This window comes from Escherichia sp. E13S3, from assembly GCF_004212325.1.
In the GTDB taxonomy this organism is placed as follows: Bacteria; Pseudomonadota; Gammaproteobacteria; order Enterobacterales; family Enterobacteriaceae; genus Escherichia.
On the sequence record NZ_RHJR01000009.1, the window covers coordinates 134818 to 152986 of the forward strand.

Below are 18169 nucleotides of genomic sequence, written 5' to 3' on the forward strand. Positions count from 1 at the left end.
TAAGATGGTGGAGAAGCAATGTTAACAGCCTCGCTGGCGCTGCGTAATAAAGAGAACTGGAAACCATACTGGAATAGAGTGTTGGTATTCCTCTTTATTGCAACCTTTTTCCTTGATGGTATTACCCGTTATAAACATATCATATCTGTACTAATGATTATTACGGTAATTTATCAAGTTTTCCGTGCTCCAGGGACATTTAAAGAGCTCTACAAAAATAATCTTTTTTATAGTGTCCTGGCTCTGTCACTCATTCTTTTATATGCCACTTTCATATCACCAGATCTGAAAATAAGTTTTAAAGAATTCAGTAACACAGTGCTAAAAGGATTTTTGGCATATAGTTTACTTATACCCGTATTATTAAAAGATGAAGATAATGAAAGCATCGGTAAAGTTGTACTATACTCATTAGTTACCGGGCTTGGGTTACGTTGTCTTGTTGAAATTATTTCTTATATTCAGGATTATAATAAAGGAATAATGCCATTTTCGACCTATGAACATCGTAGTATTTCCGACTCAATGGTGTTTCTATTTCCAGCATTATTAAACCTTTGGCTTATCAAGAAAACCTCTTATAAAATAATATTCATAATTTTTAGCGCAGTTTTCTTGTTTCTGCTATTAGGAACGCTCTCTCGTGGTGCATGGCTGGCAGTATTCATAGTGACTCTACTATGGTTAATCTTAAATCGTCAGTGGAAATTATTGATGCTGACCTCTATTATTATTTCTGTTGCAGCAACTTGCGTATTTACCTTTAAAGGTGATCATACCGATGAAGATAGGCTTATTTATAAACTTCAACAGACCGACAGTTCTTATCGCTATACCAATGGTACACAAGGTACAGCATGGACATTAATTATGGAGAACCCGTTTAAGGGATATGGCTATGGCGATGATATTTACCATGCAATATATAATAAGCGTGTCGTAGATTTTCCATCATGGACGTTCAGGCAATCCATTGGACCACACAACATTATTTTATCAATCTGGTTTGCAGCAGGTTTAGCTGGGCTACTCGCTTTACTTTATCTGTATGGCTCTATTATCAAAGAAACAGCTAACGCAACATTTAAAAAAGTAGTGGTCACTCCTTATAATGGTCAATTGCTGCTATTTTTAACTCTTGTTGGTTTTTATATTATCCGAGGTAATTTCGAGGAAGTTGATCTCAAACCTATTGGCTTGATTGTTGGTTTGCTGTTAGCTATGCGGAATAAATAAAAAAAAGCCTGCCTGACATTGAGTTCAGGCAGGCTCTTCAAATCAAATAATTTTTAACCAAACCAGTCTTGCATTTGTGCCTCAAAACACTGAGTTACATGTTCCCAGCTATATTTTGAAAAAACGAATTTCTGGGCATTTTCAGCAATTTGTGCTTTATTACTGTCTGCTAAGACCCGGTTAATATCAAAGAGAATGCTTTCAGATGTCATAGGCTCTGCAAGGTGATATCCTGTTATTCCTTCCAGAACAAACTCGCTTATCCCACCTTTTTGACTCGCAAGAACAGGTTTACCAGCCGCCATCGCTTCAACAGCTACCATGCAAAAAGCTTCTTCTACCTGAGAAGGAACAATAACTAAATCTGCTAAGCGGTAATATTTATGCATCTGCTCTGGTGGCTGCCCACCCGCCATAATACATTGCGCGCCAATAGCTTTCGCTTCATCCAGAACCTTTTTCTGATATTCAGCTTTTTCACCTTTTTTACTGGCAAAAGGATCGCCAACGATAACCAATTTAAGGTTATCTCGATTCTTACGCAGCTTATTGAAAGCATCCATAAGCATCAGACAGCCTTTATCTGGCGATATCCTTCCTGCAAATAATAACACCGTATCATTCGCATCTATGTTAAATTTCTTCCTTAAATCTTCAGTATTATCATGTAAATACGATTCAGAGCAAAAACCATTAGGCACAATAGCGATATCTGCATCAGGCATCTTTTCCGAATAGAAATCGAACAGAAACTGGCTAGGAACAATTATTTTTGCACTTTTGTCTAACTGCCCTGGTTCAAAAGCATTGTGAAGGTGCATGACTAGCTGCGCTTGAGGACTTCTGCTACGAATCTGTTTATACAGCTTCATACTATTGTGAATAACAATAACTGAGTCTTTCGGATCAGCATTTTTAGGTTGAGTATTTAAAATGCGCTGAGAATACGGCACAGGATCAAGTCGAGTCCACTTTTGGAAAAGTCGTTTATAGACTCGACTAAAACCAATGTAATGAATATCACAATTATCGTTTACTTTTGTGTAGGTCGGGTAACCGTCGTTTCGAATACAGGCGATAGTTGCTGGAATCGAAAGTTTTTTTGCGACCTGATAAATCCATGTTTCAACCGCTGCAGCGCCTTTTGGCGGTATAGAAAATATTGGTGTGACGGTAAATATTATCTTTTTAATCATTATTAGCCAACTCCAATATTTTGATAGCACGAGATAAAGACATAGAAAATACTAGATTATTTTTTAGCAAACCCAAGATCATAAATTTTATGACAGTTCCATAAATGGAATGATATCATATTGAATTGCTGTATCATCCGACAAATTATAAATATTAATATCATCTACATTATCACGCATAAAACGGAAAAATGGCAAGATTTTGAATAAATCCTTACTTAATTCCGAGGGCATAGGATTCTTATTTTCATCATAGAAACGCGAACAACTACCAGTTAAATCAAGACCGGAGCAAATAATTCGCGCATACTTAAGTGAATATGCTATTTGAATTGCAGCAAAAGCGATAGTATGGCATGAGCAATAACCAAGACTAATGTCCTTGCAAAATCCAACCAGACGACCTTTTTTAGACAACGGTACAGAAATCAGCAGTTCTTTGTGAATCTGGCTCAAAATATTAAATTTAATCTTCTTTATCAAACCGCCTTTTTCTCGGCGGTAAAAGGATCGTAATACGAGGCAGTTCTGGAGGATATAAAGTTTATCTTCTTTGGAAGCGTGTTCATAAACGTCAACGTTTACTATGGTATAACGACTTCTCTGGCTAAATTTATAAAAATCATCACGACGCTGATGCAAAAAGCGGACATCTGTAAGTACATATATGAAAGGAACGATATTATGACTTAACAAATATTGCGCAGAACCATTGACAGCAATAATATCCTTTGTTCGTAATGCTGATAAAGGTGTTTTTTGCGATGTAGGGCCAGAAAGAAAAATAATAACATCATCAGATGTTCTATTTTCAATCAGGTTTTCAACATCTTTTTTGTCAATGTATCTAATATTCTTCATGATAAACCTGTGAAATAAATAACTCCGCTTAAACTGTCCTGGTGAAGACATGTAATTGTGGATATTTCTATTTTAGCGAGCTGGTTTCCCTTTCAAACGCCGCATAAAATTGCGCATTTTTTTACGATATACTAAAAGATAATAGCCTAGATCTTTAATCTCATTTTTAATACCGTAATGACGCTCTAAGTCAATACGATCTTTCGCTTTACGCTGCGCTGAAGCACGTTTTCCGGAGAGATCAATAATTCGAACCTCACCATTTTTTATAATGAAGTTACCACGATGGGGGTCGCCAGAAACCATGCCATGTTGATGTAAGGAATTAATTGATTGCTGAATTTTATTTTTTAGCACATCATCAATATCAGGCATATCACACAACTCTATGCCATCAATATACTCGATGATCATGATATAAGTATGGACAAATCGTAAGGTTTTCCGTTCAGCCAATAAATAAAAATCATTGAGTGTATTTAACCCTTCATTTCTTACTTTTTGGGTTTGCTCAAAAAGGCGTTCGTAATAATCACCTTTTAACAGAGACTTAAAGAAACGTTCGTTACGCTTAACTTTCGGAGAAAAAACCTTAAGAATCAATTTACCATAATCGGTATCAATAAGCATAACTTTTGTATCATCAATAGAACGAAAAACCTTGATGATATTTATATTATAAGACAAGAAGTCATTTAATACATTGAGATACTTTGAATTGTTTTCATCGGTAAAAACAACCAAGTCTTTGATCTTGCTCTTCTGAATCATAATAAACCAGTTAAATGTTATTTACGGTAATATTTTCGGCAAAGATAACAGACTCCTGCTATAATTCCTGAGATATACTTATGCTGTACTAAAAGATGTTTATATCTTTTTTTAAATTCAATAATTGATTTTGCATCTCGTGGAGAGTCATCTTTCCACGGTGAATTTTCTAAAGCTATTTTATAGTATTTTACCGATGGATAAATTGCCCATTTGTGCCACGGTTTAGTTGCACCTGTATAATGAATAAGCAGAGTACTTTCTGTAATCAGCTTTTTATAGTTTTGATGTGTTTTGTCTTTTAATTCACTTTTAATTGTATAAATTGTATTGTACTCACGAGGCAAAAATATTGTCATCCCTTTCAGTAAGATATTCATAACATCCTGATCAGGGTATTTATAAACATTATCTTTACTCATAAGAATAGACAACGCTTTTTCTGTTAGTTTTGCGTCTGCCCATTTTTTTAAGTCTAAATAAACGACGCCGGAATTAAAGTATTGCCCAAGTAATTCAGGATCAGACAACCTGGATACCGCCTTTTCCTGCATTGGCTCAACATCTTTAACAACAGCAGCTACCGCTCCGTTTAAATCCAGATGCAATAGTTGGCTAATATCGCCTTTACAAACAACATCTGCATCAAGATAAAGCAAACGATCAAGCGTTAAACCCAATAATTGAAATGCAAATAAACGGAAGTACATTGCTCTTGACCAGACCTGTGTACAAGGCAAGCACTGGAGCTTATCAGTGTTAATTCTATATAGCGTGATTCTTAATTGGTATTGCTCTGCAAGCTTTGCGACTTTTTGAAAAAAACCATCATTATAAACATCAGCAATAATATAAAAATCAAGATTAATATGTCGATTATTTAGGACAATTGATGTGATGGAAACACCTACACCATCAAGATAATTAGCATCGACACCATAGGCAACATTTAAACATTCAGAAGTATTTATATTAGCTAGCCGAAAATCCCAAGCTTTAACTTTATCTATCTCTATGGCAGGAAATGAGTCCACAATGCTACCCTTATATCATTACTTTATAGTTTCCCAGTTTTAATGCTTTATCTTTTCAATAAAATAAAAAAGATAATTGCTAAATCCTTTTAGATATCTATGCTTTTTAAGCATATGTTTTGCGCTATATCTTAATTGATTGCTATTGTTCGGTTTCAGCAACGCCGTACTCTTCCATGGCGAAGCATTTTTTGCCTCCATAAAGGCTTGTGATACAGGATAATCCCAGGCCCAATCATGCCAGGGCTTGGTTGGACCGATATAGTGGATAAAAATAGTATCGTTGGTTACTGGGTTTGTAAAACTTTCTTTGAGTTGATAGTTTAAGCTAAACTGGGTGTTATATTTTATATCAGCAAAAATAAGTCTGTCTGCCAGCAACATATTTAATACATCCTGATCAGGATGTGTTATTTTTTTGACTATTTCTGGATCATTTAGCATTGCAATGGCTCGTGCAGAAACTTGCTGAGCAGCCCATTGGTCAGTATTAATCAATAAAAAACCGGAGTTAAAGTAACCTTTAGCAATTCCCGCAACACCTAACGAATGTGCGCGTTTTTCCCACCAGTCAGTTTGCCCTTCTGTAACAACCATTGCGACTTTATTGTCAGGAAATGAGAAATTAATTAGTGGCTCAATACTCCCCTGACAAATGATATCTGCATCCAGATAAAGGACTTTAGACGCCTTATTAATAAAGTAATCTGCAATAACAAAGCGAAAATATATTGCATGAGTCCAGTTCTTAGTGCTAGGCAATGAGCGGAGTCGATCAGCATTAATCAGATATATTTTAATTCTGGTTTTATACTGCAGCGCCAGGGCATCAAAATACTTACGATCATCATCACCAAAATAGTCAGTAAAAATATGGAAACACAATCGACTTCCTTCATTATACTTTAATATTGAAGCAATCGAAATTCCGCAACCAAATAGAAAATTTTTGTCAGTTCCATAAGCGATGTCCAGACAAAGATTTTCTGTTTCTACTTTATGATTATAATCAATAACTGAATTAAGAAACTCAGTTTCCTGGAAAAACACCTGCTGCATTATTTCCTCCGGGAAATAGCAGAAATAATTATCTTATGTAATCTATCGTAATACTTCGATTGGTAAAATTTATCGATCGACGCAGGAATTTTTTCATGTTCAATATAAATTTCACCTGCTATATATTTATTGAGAAGAGATACAAAACCAGCAATATCTCCCGGTTGATACAGATGACCATTAACATCAGGTTGAATAATGTCAGCAGGCCCGGAGACACAATCGGCGCTGATGCAAGGAATTCCCCATGACAAGGCTTCAAGTAGGGTCATTGGGAAACCTTCAAAAGATGACGTGAGCAATAATGCACTCACTTTTTTAATATCTTGCTGGACCAATTCCCAGGGATGTTGTTGCCAACCATACCAGACTATTCGATCATCAATATTTAATTCTCTACCATAAGCTTGGCATTTTTCGAAATCGGAACCATCACCCAATACATGGAGTTTCCAGTTACCTTGCGCTTGTGATAAGCCATCAAGGAGGTCTTTAACCCGCTTCTGGCCCTCGAATTTCATACGCCCAACATAAATGAACGTTGCCGTTTCGCCTTCCTCAGGCGCAGGAATGACTGTGCCTTTAGCTTCGACTGGATTAAAAATAACATTTATCGTCGATTCTGGTACACCCCGATTAATCATTTGCTGTTTAATGCCAGAGCTGATTGCTAAATGATAGTCGGCACAGGTGATATATTCAGCATGTTTTTTGTGATCTAAAGAAAAATGCGGCCATGAAAATACTGGCACATCAATTCCTGATTTTTTACGTGCTTTGGCCGCATACAAACACGAGATAACGTCAATACAAATAACAACATCTGGCTGATAATTCTGAAGCCATTTGCTTAAAGCATGAATATGTTTCGCCCGACGCAAAAAACCTAAGCGAATATTGGAAAATGAACACGAGTACTTAATACCTTCCAGCCATCCCTTATCCATTTTATCATTACGACAAAAGAAAAACATTTCACTTTGGATATGTTGTTGCCTGAAGGTAGTAATAACATCACGAATGACTGTTTCCATGCCGCCAAATCCAGAAACAGCTTCGCCGATAAATGCTATTTTCATTGAAACTCTCATTAATTGAGTAAAACTCACTGTTTTAACGGTTTTATTTTTCTATAAAATCAGAAACAATTGTTGACATCATTTTATCAGGGCTGAATTTATATAAACTATCATAATCCATTGGTTTAACAGATGAGTTAATAAAATACTCTAACTTATCCCAATCATCATGACCTATTATAAAAAAACGAGACTCACTATAGATTTCTGAGCCAAGTATATTTATGTTATTAGTAATTAATTTTTTATTGAAAAATAGTGCCTCAAGTATACGAAGAGTCCAGCCAGATTGGTTTTCTTTAGTTATATCAACAATTATATTAGCATTTAATGTTCTTCTAATATTCTCTTCGTACGGTATTTGTTTTTCAATCAAATACTTTGAAGTCGGAGATGATGTTTTATCTTTGACAACATTAAAATCCAGCTTACATCCTAGTGTTGTTAATCTATCGGCTAATTCATTAATTATTTGAAGACGTCCTTTATCACGACCAAGAAAAAAACATATTGGCTGACTGTTATTTTTGTCAGATAAACTATAATTTCTAATTTCATCCATTCCTATAGGAAAAAATTGTTCTATTGCCTTGGTCTTTTCATTCCCTATAAATCTATGCTCAAAATCATAGATAATATCAAAATAATTAGTGTTATCAAAAATAAAATCTTCGTTGACAGTATTTCTTAGAAGTAATACCTTTATTAATGACACTGTCATTAAAAATAATTATATCATCCTTTTTTACAGCATTTAGGTGATGTTTGATAAATAATCGTCCCAACCATGCATTATCCATCCCTAATTTCGAAATTTTCTTATTAACCCAGTTGTATTTTTTTGGTGTTGTTATATTTTTTATCTTGTACTTTTTTTTCAGGTACTGGATCATTTTTAATTCATAATCTGCAACCCAGTTTATAAAATAAATAGTCATAATGAAGTTAGTTCCAGTACATACTGATAAATATTTTTATAATCCTTTACGTTGTGTTCGCTCTTTAATATGCTCGGCCTTAACACTTGCCATGTTCAATAAATTCCGTTCAAGAGATAATATATTACGTAAAGGCATCCCAAAATAAACCTTCATAAATCGCCAGATATCTCTCTGCGTCAGCCCAATATTCATTGATGAGAAATACAAACCAATCAAATCTTTATCCCGCCAACGACGTGGTACTTTTGCTCGTATCTGTGCCCGATGCAGATCGATAACCGAAATTTTTAATTCATCTTCCCGGCCAGTAAATGGCAAATGAAGCAAAAAGTGGCAAATATAACAGTCGCGGTGGTTTATCCCTGCGGCGTGCATTTTACGCACCATGGTTGCCACACGCGCGATCAGCATACGTTTAACACGTATATCAGGAGGATTAACGGCCCAATCGGCACAATAATCTTCAAGGCTAATCGTGGGAGTGAGATCTTCGGTAATAATAAATGATGTACGGGTTAATGGGTTTAACCCTTTTTCACCAAACCCAATGCCCTTCATTGTATCAACGCCAACATCACTCAGGCGATGAATAGCGTGCCACTCTCTGTCTGCGCCTAAAACGGGCATCCGCAATGAGAGCAGGTTTTTTATAATTTCTTTTAAAGTCGTCCCTTTGTGCCATTTGAGGAAATAGCTTTTCCCGGCCAGTTCAAAGCGTAATGTGCGACGAGTCTCGAGTTCACGAAAGACCTCGCCATTTAGTTTTTTGACTTCTGCAAAAGCATCTTTACCACGCCAAAGTGTGGCAAGCGGCTCTTTTAATTCAACCATCTAAACCACCTGTAATGATATCTGCGGCTTTCTCTGGCAGGCTATACAAATCCTGAGTATCGGCATAATGGCGAGCATTCTCCGCCCAGGCCATTCGTAATGGAGACTGAGTTAACGCTTTACGTAAAACTTCATTTAATTGTTCCTGGGAGAAAGGTTCAGCGATGACCGTTCCACAATTGGCATCCGCAATATAATGCGCATACCCACATACCGCAGTTGTTAAAACAGGTAATCCAGCAGTGATCGCTTCAAGAAGAACGATACCCGCGGCTTCCTGATAAGCGGGATGCAGTAATAAATCAGCGGCTGCCATTAATTCTGACACATCATTGCGGCCAGAGAAGAAATGCACATTGCTCCGCACGCCGAGTTTTTCTGCCAACGCTTCAAATTTCCGCGGTTTATCCTGACCAACAACAAATAAAAGCGTATTGTGACGTAATGATTCCGGTAACGATGCCAAAGCTTCAATTGAGCGATCCACACCTTTACGGCCAAAATCTGATCCAACCTGCAGTAATAAGTTTTGTTGCTCTTTTATGCCATTTTTCTGGCGATAAATTTCACGACTGTTTGGGATTTGCTCGCTGTATTTTCTGTCCGGATAAATACCGGGAGGAAGAATTTGAAAACGTTCAGATTCAGTTTGATAATGCTTCTGAAAATCGGCGATTTGCTTATCGGTCAGCATCATAAGTTTCGTCGATTTACCCTGCTCGAAAGTCGCTCGCTCAAATGCGGCATAATGGCGATATCGTGATGTTAAACGATATAAAAAACCTTTTTCTTGCGCAACTTTCTCGGCGTAACAAACATCAGCGGCAAAATAAACATCCAACCCTGGCATCTTATTAAACCCAACAACGCGATCAGCGGGATGCGCTTTGAGATGATTTTGTACCCAGGCATAATATTCTGCATTGCGTCCATGGTTGGTATGGGACTTAACTGGCACCTGAATAAGCTCAAATGCTTTTGGGCAATCACCTTCCCATGACTGCGTATAGACTCGAACATGGTGGCCCCGTGCGGCAACTGTTGATGCAATGCGCATAAAGTCACGTTGAAGCCCACCAAATGGAAAATATTTATATAAACAAAACGCCACGATCATAATTGTGTATTCCTGTCAGCTGATGGGGCATCTTCTGGCAACAGCTTTTCCGTAGCGGCGATCACATCTTCCGCTGGAATAACAGAAAGATATTTTTTGTTGCGGTCAAGTTCATGCCGGGTCGGCATTTTCTGATAATTCCCCGCCCAGAACTGAATAATATTCTCGGTCCATGGGCGCCAGAATACATGATCAGTGGCCCCAAATAGGCTAATAACTGGCGTCTTCACCGCCGCCGCAATATGCCCCGGCGCAGAATCCACGCCAATAAAAAGCACAGCATGATCAATTAACGCGCCTAGTTCAGGAAAACGTGTTTTACCTGCAAGGCCAGTAATGGGTTTCGTTTCGCAACCTCGTGCAATCTCATCTACACAAGCGAGATCATCTGCCGAAGGCCCACAGGTCAGGACAACCTGATACCCTCGCTGTTGCAGCGCATCGATAACCTTAGAAAATTTATCGTTATCCCAGCACTTAAACATCTGACGCGCTGTCGGCTGGATGACAACATAATGATCTTTTACGCCCAGGGCATCTAACTCCTGGCGCATCTTCTTCCAGCAATCTTCGGCGTAACTCATTGTTGTGTCGGTGTAGAAATCGGTAATACCTAATGGCTCAAGGACCGATAAATTACGCTCAACAATATGTGTGCCGTGTATTGGCGCTAAGTGTGTGAAGCTTTTTTTCCAAATGCCATGCTGCCGATGACCATAAAGTTGCGATATTTTCATCCGTGCGGGTAAAAAACGTACCAGCAGCGCCACCATCCACTGATCCGTAAGATTAATGACCAGGTCATAATTATTCGCACGCAGAGTTTTTATCAACGAAAGCACATTTTTAATTTTATCGAATGTTCCCGCACCTTTATTGCTTATCCCGTAGAGCGCATTAATTTCCGGGTTTTCAGACAAAATAGGGATGGTATCCTGATAAAGCAGCATATCGATTTTTGCATCAGGATAATTCTGCTTGAGCGTACTGATGACAGGAGTAGTTAATAACATATCTCCATGATATCGCATCTTTATGACCAGGATTTTTCGAAATGGCTTTTCCACTAGCGACTCTTTTGTGTGATTGTCTGGTTAAGTTAAGCAGAAAAAAGCACGCTACCGCCCCAGGCTCAACAGCTACCTGAATACTGATAACGCACTTACTTGACGTGCTAGTGTATCATTTCTTTCGCAGCAATCCGACCCGAATGATTTTTATACACAAAATATGTTTTAATCATATAAATCAAATAGATAATAAATAGCATGTCGATAATGTCGGTACGGCCAATGTAGAGTTGAAAATGGGGCCGAGTTTCAATGATTCGCATAAAAATACAAAAAAAATGAAGATGTAGCGGCAGATCAGACCAAACTGAAGCTATTTAAGTCAAAAACGGGAAAAGTAATGGTAAAGCCACCGTTAAATACATAGAATCCCCAGCACATCCATAAGTCAGCTATTTATTATGCTCGAATTGCTTTACACCGCCCTTCTCTACCTTATTCAGCCGCTAATCTGGATACGGCTCTGGGTGCGCGGACGTAAGGCTCCGGCCTATCGAAAACGCTGGGGTGAACGTTACGGTTTTTACCGCCATCCGCTAACACCAGGCGGCATTATGCTGCACTCCGTCTCCGTCGGTGAAACCCTGGCGGCAATCCCGTTGGTGCGCGCGCTGCGTCATCGCTATCCTGATTTACCAATCACAGTCACGACTATGACGCCGACTGGTTCGGAGCGCGTACAATCGGCTTTTGGAAAAGATGTTCAGCACGTCTATCTGCCTTACGATCTGCCCGATGCGCTCAACCGTTTCCTGAATAAAGTCGACCCAAAACTGGTGTTGATTATGGAAACCGAACTATGGCCTAACCTGATTGCGGCGCTACATAAACGTAAAATCCCACTGGTTATCGCTAATGCGCGACTCTCTGCACGCTCTGCCGCAGGTTACGCCAAACTGGGTAAATTTGTTCGTCGCTTGCTCCGCCGTATTACGCTGATTGCTGCGCAAAATGAAGAAGATGCTGCGCGCTTTGTGACGCTAGGTGCAAAAAATAATCAGGTCACCGTCACCGGTAGCCTGAAATTCGATATTTCAGTGACGCCACAGTTGGCCGCTAAAGCAGTAACACTGCGCCGCCAGTGGGCGCCGCATCGTCCGGTATGGATTGCAACCAGTACTCATGATGGCGAAGAGAGCGTAGTGATTGCCGCCCATCAGGCGCTGTTACAACAGTTCCCGAATTTATTGCTCATCCTGGTACCCCGTCATCCGGAACGCTTCCCAGATGCGATTAACCTTGTCCGCCAGGCTAGACTAAGCTATATCACACGCTCTTCCGGAGAGGTCCCTTCCGCCAGTACACAAGTGGTGGTTGGCGATACGATGGGCGAACTGATGTTGCTGTACGGTATTGCCGATCTCGCGTTTGTTGGCGGTTCACTGGTTGAACGCGGTGGGCATAATCCGCTGGAGGCCGCCGCACACGCTATCCCGGTGTTGATGGGGCCGCATACCTTTAACTTTAAAGACATTTGCGCGCGGCTGGAGCAGGCAAGCGGGCTGATTACCGTCACCGATGCCACTACGCTTGCAAAAGAGGTTTCCTCTTTACTCACCGACGCCGATTACCGTAGTTTCTATGGCCGTCATGCCGTTGAAGTGCTGTATCAAAACCAGGGCGCGCTACAGCGTCTGCTTCAACTGCTGGAACCTTACCTGCCACCGAAAACGCATTGAGGTTGTTATGCAAAAACGGGCGATTTATCCGGGTACTTTCGATCCCATTACCAATGGTCATATCGATATCGTGACGCGCGCCACGCAGATGTTCGATCACGTTATTCTGGCGATTGCCGCCAGCCCCAGTAAAAAACCGATGTTTACTCTGGAAGAACGTGTGGCACTGGCACAACAGGCAACTGCGCATCTGGGAAACGTTGAAGTGGTCGGATTTAGCGATTTGATGGCAAACTTCGCCCGCAATCAACACGCCACTGTGCTGATTCGTGGTCTGCGTGCGGTGGCAGATTTTGAATATGAAATGCAGCTGGCGCATATGAATCGCCACTTAATGCCAGAACTGGAAAGTGTGTTTCTGATGCCGTCGAAAGAGTGGTCGTTTATCTCTTCATCGTTGGTGAAAGAGGTGGCGCGCCATCAGGGCGATGTCACCCATTTCCTGCCGGAGAATGTCCATCAGGCGCTGATGGCGAAGTTAGCGTAGCGTTTATGCCGGATGGTATGCCATCCGGCAAGCATCAATTATTTCTGGCAGTGCTTGCAATAAAACGTTGCCCGCTGCGCATGTTTAGACGCCACAATCGGCGTACCGCACACCCGACACGGCTCGCCTTTTCGCCCGTAAACCTGCAATTCCTGCGCGAAATAGCCCGGTTTACCGTCGCTTTGCAGAAAATCTTTCAGCGTTGTACCGCCCTGCTCAATCGAACGCAGTAACACCGCTTTAATCACCCGAGCTAACAATTCACATTCTGCCAGCGACAGTGATGACGCCAGCCGATCCGGATGGATCCCCGCCGCAAACAGTGATTCGCTGGCATAGATATTCCCTACCCCTACCACCAGCTTGTTATCCATCAGCCACGGTTTAATCGCCGTTTTTTTCTTCGCGCACTTCTGATGCAGGTACTCACCGTTGAAATCGTCGCTAAGCGGCTCCGGTCCAAGATGGGCCAGCACGTTGTGCCCTTCCAGCTCTTTGGTCCACAGCCAGGCACCAAAGCGACGCGGATCGGTGTAGCGCAGCACTTTGCCGTTGCTCATCACCAAATCAACATGGTCATGCTTTTCGGGGGGAAGTTCTTCTGGAAGGATGCGCAGGCTGCCAGACATCCCCAGATGAATGATAATCCAGCCCTCAGGCAGCTCCAGCAGCAGATATTTAGCACGGCGCTGTACACTTAGCACTGGTTGATCGCTTAAACGGTAGATTTCTTCCGAAACCGGCCAGCGCAAGCGTCCGTTGCGCACCACCGCATGAAGAATGGTTGCACCAACGAGATGCGGTTCTATGCCGCGACGGCTGGTTTCAACTTCGGGTAATTCAGGCATAGCATCTCCAGGAATGAACAGATGCAGTCAATATGGGGGCAGGCAGATAACAAAAAACCCCGCCGTAGCGAGGTTTTTCGTTACATCAAAGCGAAAATTATTTGATTTTCGCTTCTTTGTAGATCACGTGCTGGCGAACAACTGGATCGAACTTTTTCAGTTCCAGTTTTTCCGGCTTAGTACGTTTGTTCTTCGTAGTGGTATAGAAGTGACCAGTACCAGCAGAAGAAACCAGCTTGATTTTCTCACGAATACCTTTAGCCATGATTTATTTCCTCTAAGTACTTAGTACTTTTCGCCACGGGCACGCAGTTCAGCCAGAACTGTATCAATGCCTTTTTTATCGATTACACGCATACCTTTAGCAGATACGCGCAGGGTGACAAAACGCTTCTCGCTCTCAACCCAGAAACGGTGAGAGTGCAGGTTCGGCAGGAAACGGCGTTTAGTCGCGTTCAGTGCGTGGGAACGGTTGTTACCGGTCACCGGACGCTTGCCAGTAACTTGGCAGACTCGGGACATGTCTATTCTCCAAAAATCAAATTAGCTCGAGCTTCGTATGGGGTATTGGCGCCTCGTCAGGCTTTACAGCCCGGTCATCGCAGTTCTATGTGAACTCTCGATTGCCAGGCCCAAATGCCAAACCCGAGATTCTCAAAGGTGGCGTAGTATACGCTGACTCGGCGATGTGCTCAAGTCCCGAACAGACAAAGATCCCGAAGGATCGCGCATAGCGGATTAAATCCAGCCGCGTTCGGCAAAAGAAACATATTCTCCACGCCCAATCACGATATGGTCGAGCACGCGTAAATCCATGAACTGACAACTTTTTATTATCCGTTCGGTAATGAGTTTATCCGCTTTACTGGGTTCAGCACAACCAGAAGGGTGATTATGGGCAAGGATCAGCGCCGAGGCGTTTATTTTTATCGCTTCACGAATAATTTCTCGTGGATGGACTTCCACATGATTTAACGTGCCGGAAAAGAGTCGGCTGTGAGTAAGGACCCGGTGTTGGGAATCGAGAAAGATCACCATAAAGATCTCTCGTTCCTCTCCCGTAAGTTGGCTTTGTAAAAACTCCCGCGTCATCTCCGGGCTGAGCAACGGGCTTTCTTCGCGCATCCGCACGTTGTAGTAACGCCGCGCCAGTTCCGCAACTCCCTTTAACTGGGCGAATTTCGCCACACCAATTCCATGAACGCCACTAAATTGTTCATATTCAGAGGATAACAAGCCGTATAGCGACCCAAAATTCTCCAGCATCTCTTTCGCCAGGGTTAACACATCCTTACCGCGCGTACCCGTACGCAGAAATAACGCCAGCAGTTCAACATCCGTTAACGCGCCAATGCCCAACTTCAGCATTTTTTCGCGTGGCATCAACAATTCTACATTGCTTTTCACCTTCACCTCCTTTGTGGAGGGCGCATCCTGTCATAGTCGTTTGGTTAAATCGACGGCCAGTTTTCAATCCTGGAAAGCGCCTCGCAAAGTGATTCTCAGGTGAAAGCACGACAACAAAAGTATTGTGATAAAATCGCCAACTTCTGGTGTCCCCCTACAGGAAAAATCATCATGAGCCTGGCCGGTAAAAAAATCGTTCTCGGCGTCAGCGGCGGTATTGCTGCCTATAAAACCCCTGAGCTGGTGCGTCGTTTGCGCGATCGCGGAGCAGACGTCCGCGTAGCCATGACCGAAGCGGCAAAAGCCTTTATCACCCCACTTAGCTTGCAGGCGGTTTCGGGTTATCCCGTTTCCGATAGTCTGCTGGATCCAGCAGCCGAGGCGGCTATGGGTCATATTGAGCTGGGTAAATGGGCTGATTTAGTGATTCTCGCCCCAGCCACCGCTGATTTGATTGCCCGCGTAGCTGCCGGGATGGCGAATGATCTGGTATCAACGATTTGCCTGGCCACGCCTGCGCCTGTTGCCGTACTGCCAGCCATGAACCAGCAGATGTATCGTGCTGCGGCTACCCAACATAATTTAGAGGTACTTGCCTCACGTGGTTTGCTGATCTGGGGGCCAGATAGCGGCAGTCAGGCCTGTGGTGATATCGGCCCTGGGCGAATGCTCGATCCATTAACCATTGTGGATATGGCGGTAGCGCATTTTTCGCCCGTCAACGACCTGAAACATCTGAACATTATGATTACCGCCGGCCCGACGCGTGAACCGCTCGATCCCGTGCGTTATATCTCTAATCACAGCTCCGGCAAGATGGGCTTTGCTATCGCCGCAGCCGCTGCCCGTCGCGGAGCGAACGTTACACTGGTTTCCGGACCGGTTTCGCTACCGACACCGCCGTTTGTTAAACGTGTGGATGTGATGACCGCACTGGAGATGGAAGCCGCTGTGAAGGCCTCTGTACAGCAGCAAAATATTTTTATCGGTTGCGCCGCCGTGGCTGATTATCGCGCAGCCGCTGTCGCCAGTGAAAAAATCAAAAAGCAGGCGACTCAGGGGGATGAATTAACAATAAAAATGGTCAAAAACCCTGATATCGTCGCTGGAGTTGCCGCACTAAAAGACCAAAGGCCTTATGTTGTTGGATTTGCGGCCGAAACAAATAATGTGGAAGAATACGCCCGGCAAAAACGTATTCGTAAAAACCTTGATCTGATCTGCGCGAACGATGTTTCCCGGCCAACTCAAGGATTTAACAGCGACAGCAATGCATTACACCTTTTCTGGCAAGACGGAGATAAAGTCTTACCGCTTGAGCGCAAAGAGCTCCTTGGCCAATTATTACTCGACGAGATCGTGACCCGTTATGATGAAAAAAATCGACGTTAAGATTCTGGACCCGCGCGTTGGGAAGGAATTTCCGCTCCCGACTTATGCCACTTCTGGTTCTGCCGGACTTGACCTGCGCGCCTGTCTCGACGACGCCGTAGAACTGGCGCCGGGCGACACCACCCTGGTACCTACCGGGTTGGCGATTCATATTGCCGACCCTTCACTGGCGGCGATGATGCTGCCGCGCTCCGGACTGGGCCATAAGCACGGCATCGTGCTCGGTAACCTGGTGGGATTGATCGATTCTGACTATCAGGGCCAGTTGATGATTTCCGTGTGGAACCGTGGTCAGGACAGCTTCACCATTCAACCTGGCGAACGCATCGCCCAGATGATTTTTGTTCCGGTAGTACAGGCCGAATTTAATCTGGTGGAAGATTTTGACGCCACAGATCGCGGTGAAGGCGGCTTTGGTCACTCTGGTCGTCAGTAACACATACGCATCCAAATAACGTCATAACATTGCCGCAAACATTTCGTTTGCGGTCATAGCGTGGGTGCCGCCTGGCAAGTGCTTATTTTCAGGGGTATTTTGTAACATGGCAGAAAAACAAACTGCGAAAAGGAACCGTCGCGAAGAAATACTTCAGTCTCTGGCGCTGATGCTGGAATCCAGCGATGGAAGCCAACGTATCACGACAGCGAAACTGGCCGCCTCTGTCGGCGTTTCCGAAGCGGCTCTGTATCGCCACTTCCCCAGTAAAACCCGCATGTTCGATAGCCTGATTGAGTTTATCGAAGATAGCCTGATTACTCGCATCAATCTGATTCTGAAAGATGAGAAGGACACCACAACGCGCCTGCGTCTGATTGTGTTGTTGCTCCTCGGTTTTGGTGAGCGTAATCCTGGCCTGACCCGCATCCTTACCGGGCATGCGCTGATGTTTGAACAAGACCGCCTGCAAGGGCGCATCAACCAACTGTTCGAGCGTATTGAAGCGCAGTTGCGTCAGGTATTGCGTGAAAAGAGAATGCGTGAGGGTGAAGGTTACACCACCGATGAAACGCTGCTGGCAAGCCAGTTGCTGGCATTTTGTGAAGGTATGCTGTCACGCTTTGTCCGCAGCGAGTTTAAATACCGCCCGACGGATGATTTTGACGCCCGCTGGCCACTGATTGCTGCGCAGTTGCAGTAATTCTCCCCTAAACGTTCAGGCA

General features: G+C 42.8%; 19 protein-coding genes and 1 pseudogene. 6 read left to right on the plus strand and 14 right to left on the minus strand.

Translation table 11 applies throughout. From position 1 onward, the window contains the following. Nucleotides 1-18: 18 nt before the first annotated feature. Nucleotides 19-1236: an O-antigen ligase RfaL gene (gene rfaL / locus D9597_RS10865; protein WP_130222422.1), complete on the plus strand. Its 1218-nt coding sequence runs from the start codon at nt 19-21 to the stop codon at nt 1234-1236. Nucleotides 1237-1289: 53 nt separating this feature from the next. On the opposite strand, the gene D9597_RS10870 is transcribed toward rfaL, so the two are convergent. The 10 genes and pseudogenes from D9597_RS10870 to rfaQ all read right to left on the minus strand — a co-directional run bounded on the left by D9597_RS10870 (nt 1290) and on the right by rfaQ (nt 11192). Next, nucleotides 1290-2432, minus strand: a complete 1143-nt coding sequence (locus D9597_RS10870; protein WP_130222424.1) for a lipopolysaccharide N-acetylglucosaminyltransferase — start codon at nt 2430-2432, stop codon at nt 1290-1292. Between the two features lie 87 nt (nt 2433-2519). Next, nucleotides 2520-3293 carry a 3-deoxy-D-manno-oct-2-ulosonate III transferase WaaZ gene (gene waaZ, locus D9597_RS10875; protein ID WP_130222426.1) on the minus strand — a complete coding sequence of 258 codons (774 nt, stop codon included), beginning with the start codon at nt 3291-3293 and terminating at the stop codon, nt 2520-2522. A gap of 72 nt (nt 3294-3365) precedes the next feature. After that, entirely contained in the window at nt 3366-4064 is a 699-nt protein-coding gene (gene rfaY / locus D9597_RS10880; RefSeq protein ID WP_130206705.1) for a lipopolysaccharide core heptose(II) kinase RfaY, read from the minus strand. A 17-nt stretch (nt 4065-4081) separates the two neighbouring features. Further along, on the minus strand, nt 4082-5098 hold the full coding sequence (rfaJ, locus tag D9597_RS10885; protein ID WP_130222428.1) for a lipopolysaccharide 1,2-glucosyltransferase RfaJ: 1017 nt from the start codon (nt 5096-5098) through the stop codon (nt 4082-4084). A gap of 39 nt (nt 5099-5137) precedes the next feature. After that, on the minus strand, nt 5138-6157 hold the full coding sequence (gene waaO / locus D9597_RS10890) for a lipopolysaccharide 3-alpha-galactosyltransferase (RefSeq protein WP_130222430.1): 1020 nt from the start codon (nt 6155-6157) through the stop codon (nt 5138-5140). After that, entirely contained in the window at nt 6157-7236 is a 1080-nt protein-coding gene (gene waaB, locus D9597_RS10895; protein ID WP_130222432.1) for a lipopolysaccharide 1,6-galactosyltransferase, read from the minus strand. Before waaB ends, waaO begins: the two co-directional genes overlap by 1 nt. Before the next feature lie 43 nt (nt 7237-7279). Further along, nucleotides 7280-8174: pseudogene (gene rfaS, locus D9597_RS23315) on the minus strand (LPS core biosynthesis protein RfaS). A 36-nt stretch (nt 8175-8210) separates the two neighbouring features. Next, nucleotides 8211-9008, minus strand: a complete 798-nt coding sequence (gene rfaP, locus D9597_RS10905; protein ID WP_130222434.1) for a lipopolysaccharide core heptose(I) kinase RfaP — start codon at nt 9006-9008, stop codon at nt 8211-8213. Next, a complete protein-coding gene (gene rfaG, locus D9597_RS10910; RefSeq protein WP_130215164.1) occupies nt 9001-10125 on the minus strand; it encodes a lipopolysaccharide glucosyltransferase I in 1125 nt (374 codons plus the stop codon). Before rfaG ends, rfaP begins: the two co-directional genes overlap by 8 nt. After that, nucleotides 10122-11192 carry a lipopolysaccharide core heptosyltransferase RfaQ gene (gene rfaQ, locus D9597_RS10915; RefSeq protein WP_130222436.1) on the minus strand — a complete coding sequence of 357 codons (1071 nt, stop codon included), beginning with the start codon at nt 11190-11192 and terminating at the stop codon, nt 10122-10124. Before rfaQ ends, rfaG begins: the two co-directional genes overlap by 4 nt. Before the next feature lie 404 nt (nt 11193-11596). Here rfaQ and waaA point away from each other — a divergent pair, with 404 nt between their 5' ends. Next, nucleotides 11597-12874, plus strand: a complete 1278-nt coding sequence (gene waaA, locus D9597_RS10920; protein WP_130222438.1) for a lipid IV(A) 3-deoxy-D-manno-octulosonic acid transferase — start codon at nt 11597-11599, stop codon at nt 12872-12874. Nucleotides 12875-12881: 7 nt separating this feature from the next. Continuing rightward, nucleotides 12882-13361 (plus strand): pantetheine-phosphate adenylyltransferase, encoded by a 480-nt coding sequence (gene coaD / locus D9597_RS10925; protein WP_001171866.1) that lies wholly within the window; start codon nt 12882-12884, stop codon nt 13359-13361. Nucleotides 13362-13399: 38 nt separating this feature from the next. On the opposite strand, the gene mutM is transcribed toward coaD, so the two are convergent. From mutM to radC, 4 genes are all read right to left on the minus strand, one after another. Continuing rightward, nucleotides 13400-14209 (minus strand): bifunctional DNA-formamidopyrimidine glycosylase/DNA-(apurinic or apyrimidinic site) lyase, encoded by an 810-nt coding sequence (gene mutM / locus D9597_RS10930; protein WP_130222440.1) that lies wholly within the window; start codon nt 14207-14209, stop codon nt 13400-13402. 97 nt (nt 14210-14306) lie between these two features. Beyond that, nucleotides 14307-14474, minus strand: a complete 168-nt coding sequence (rpmG, locus tag D9597_RS10935) for a 50S ribosomal protein L33 (RefSeq protein WP_001051798.1) — start codon at nt 14472-14474, stop codon at nt 14307-14309. A 20-nt stretch (nt 14475-14494) separates the two neighbouring features. Next, entirely contained in the window at nt 14495-14731 is a 237-nt protein-coding gene (rpmB, locus tag D9597_RS10940) for a 50S ribosomal protein L28 (RefSeq protein ID WP_000091955.1), read from the minus strand. Nucleotides 14732-14947: 216 nt separating this feature from the next. Then, nucleotides 14948-15616, minus strand: a complete 669-nt coding sequence (gene radC / locus D9597_RS10945) for a DNA repair protein RadC (RefSeq protein ID WP_130215158.1) — start codon at nt 15614-15616, stop codon at nt 14948-14950. Nucleotides 15617-15787: 171 nt separating this feature from the next. Here radC and coaBC point away from each other — a divergent pair, with 171 nt between their 5' ends. The 3 genes from coaBC (at nt 15788) to slmA (ending at nt 18147) form a co-directional block, all read left to right on the plus strand. Next, a complete protein-coding gene (gene coaBC, locus D9597_RS10950; RefSeq protein ID WP_130215156.1) occupies nt 15788-17008 on the plus strand; it encodes a bifunctional phosphopantothenoylcysteine decarboxylase/phosphopantothenate--cysteine ligase CoaBC in 1221 nt (406 codons plus the stop codon). Beyond that, the gene (dut, locus tag D9597_RS10955) at nt 16986-17444 is read left to right on the plus strand and encodes a dUTP diphosphatase (RefSeq protein ID WP_000976070.1); all 459 of its coding nucleotides are present in this window, start codon (nt 16986-16988) and stop codon (nt 17442-17444) included. The genes coaBC and dut overlap by 23 nt, the downstream gene beginning before the upstream one ends. Before the next feature lie 106 nt (nt 17445-17550). Next, nucleotides 17551-18147 (plus strand): nucleoid occlusion factor SlmA, encoded by a 597-nt coding sequence (gene slmA / locus D9597_RS10960; protein ID WP_130206731.1) that lies wholly within the window; start codon nt 17551-17553, stop codon nt 18145-18147. Nucleotides 18148-18169: the final 22 nt, after the last annotated feature.

Coding starts and splice junctions, on each gene's coding strand:
- waaB (WP_130222432.1), bottom strand. CDS start 7,236: ATGAAAATAGCATTTATCGGCGAAGCTGTTTCTGGATTTGGCGGCATG.
- coaD (WP_001171866.1), top strand. CDS start 12,882: ATGCAAAAACGGGCGATTTATCCGGGTACTTTCGATCCCATTACCAAT.
- rpmG (WP_001051798.1), bottom strand. CDS start 14,474: ATGGCTAAAGGTATTCGTGAGAAAATCAAGCTGGTTTCTTCTGCTGGT.
- waaA (WP_130222438.1), top strand. CDS start 11,597: ATGCTCGAATTGCTTTACACCGCCCTTCTCTACCTTATTCAGCCGCTA.
- rfaL (WP_130222422.1), top strand. CDS start 19: ATGTTAACAGCCTCGCTGGCGCTGCGTAATAAAGAGAACTGGAAACCA.
- waaO (WP_130222430.1), bottom strand. CDS start 6,157: ATGCAGCAGGTGTTTTTCCAGGAAACTGAGTTTCTTAATTCAGTTATT.
- rpmB (WP_000091955.1), bottom strand. CDS start 14,731: ATGTCCCGAGTCTGCCAAGTTACTGGCAAGCGTCCGGTGACCGGTAAC.
- waaZ (WP_130222426.1), bottom strand. CDS start 3,293: ATGAAGAATATTAGATACATTGACAAAAAAGATGTTGAAAACCTGATT.
- mutM (WP_130222440.1), bottom strand. CDS start 14,209: ATGCCTGAATTACCCGAAGTTGAAACCAGCCGTCGCGGCATAGAACCG.
- D9597_RS10870 (WP_130222424.1), bottom strand. CDS start 2,432: ATGATTAAAAAGATAATATTTACCGTCACACCAATATTTTCTATACCG.
- slmA (WP_130206731.1), top strand. CDS start 17,551: ATGGCAGAAAAACAAACTGCGAAAAGGAACCGTCGCGAAGAAATACTT.
- rfaY (WP_130206705.1), bottom strand. CDS start 4,064: ATGATTCAGAAGAGCAAGATCAAAGACTTGGTTGTTTTTACCGATGAA.
- coaBC (WP_130215156.1), top strand. CDS start 15,788: ATGAGCCTGGCCGGTAAAAAAATCGTTCTCGGCGTCAGCGGCGGTATT.
- rfaG (WP_130215164.1), bottom strand. CDS start 10,125: ATGATCGTGGCGTTTTGTTTATATAAATATTTTCCATTTGGTGGGCTT.
- dut (WP_000976070.1), top strand. CDS start 16,986: ATGATGAAAAAAATCGACGTTAAGATTCTGGACCCGCGCGTTGGGAAG.
- rfaP (WP_130222434.1), bottom strand. CDS start 9,008: ATGGTTGAATTAAAAGAGCCGCTTGCCACACTTTGGCGTGGTAAAGAT.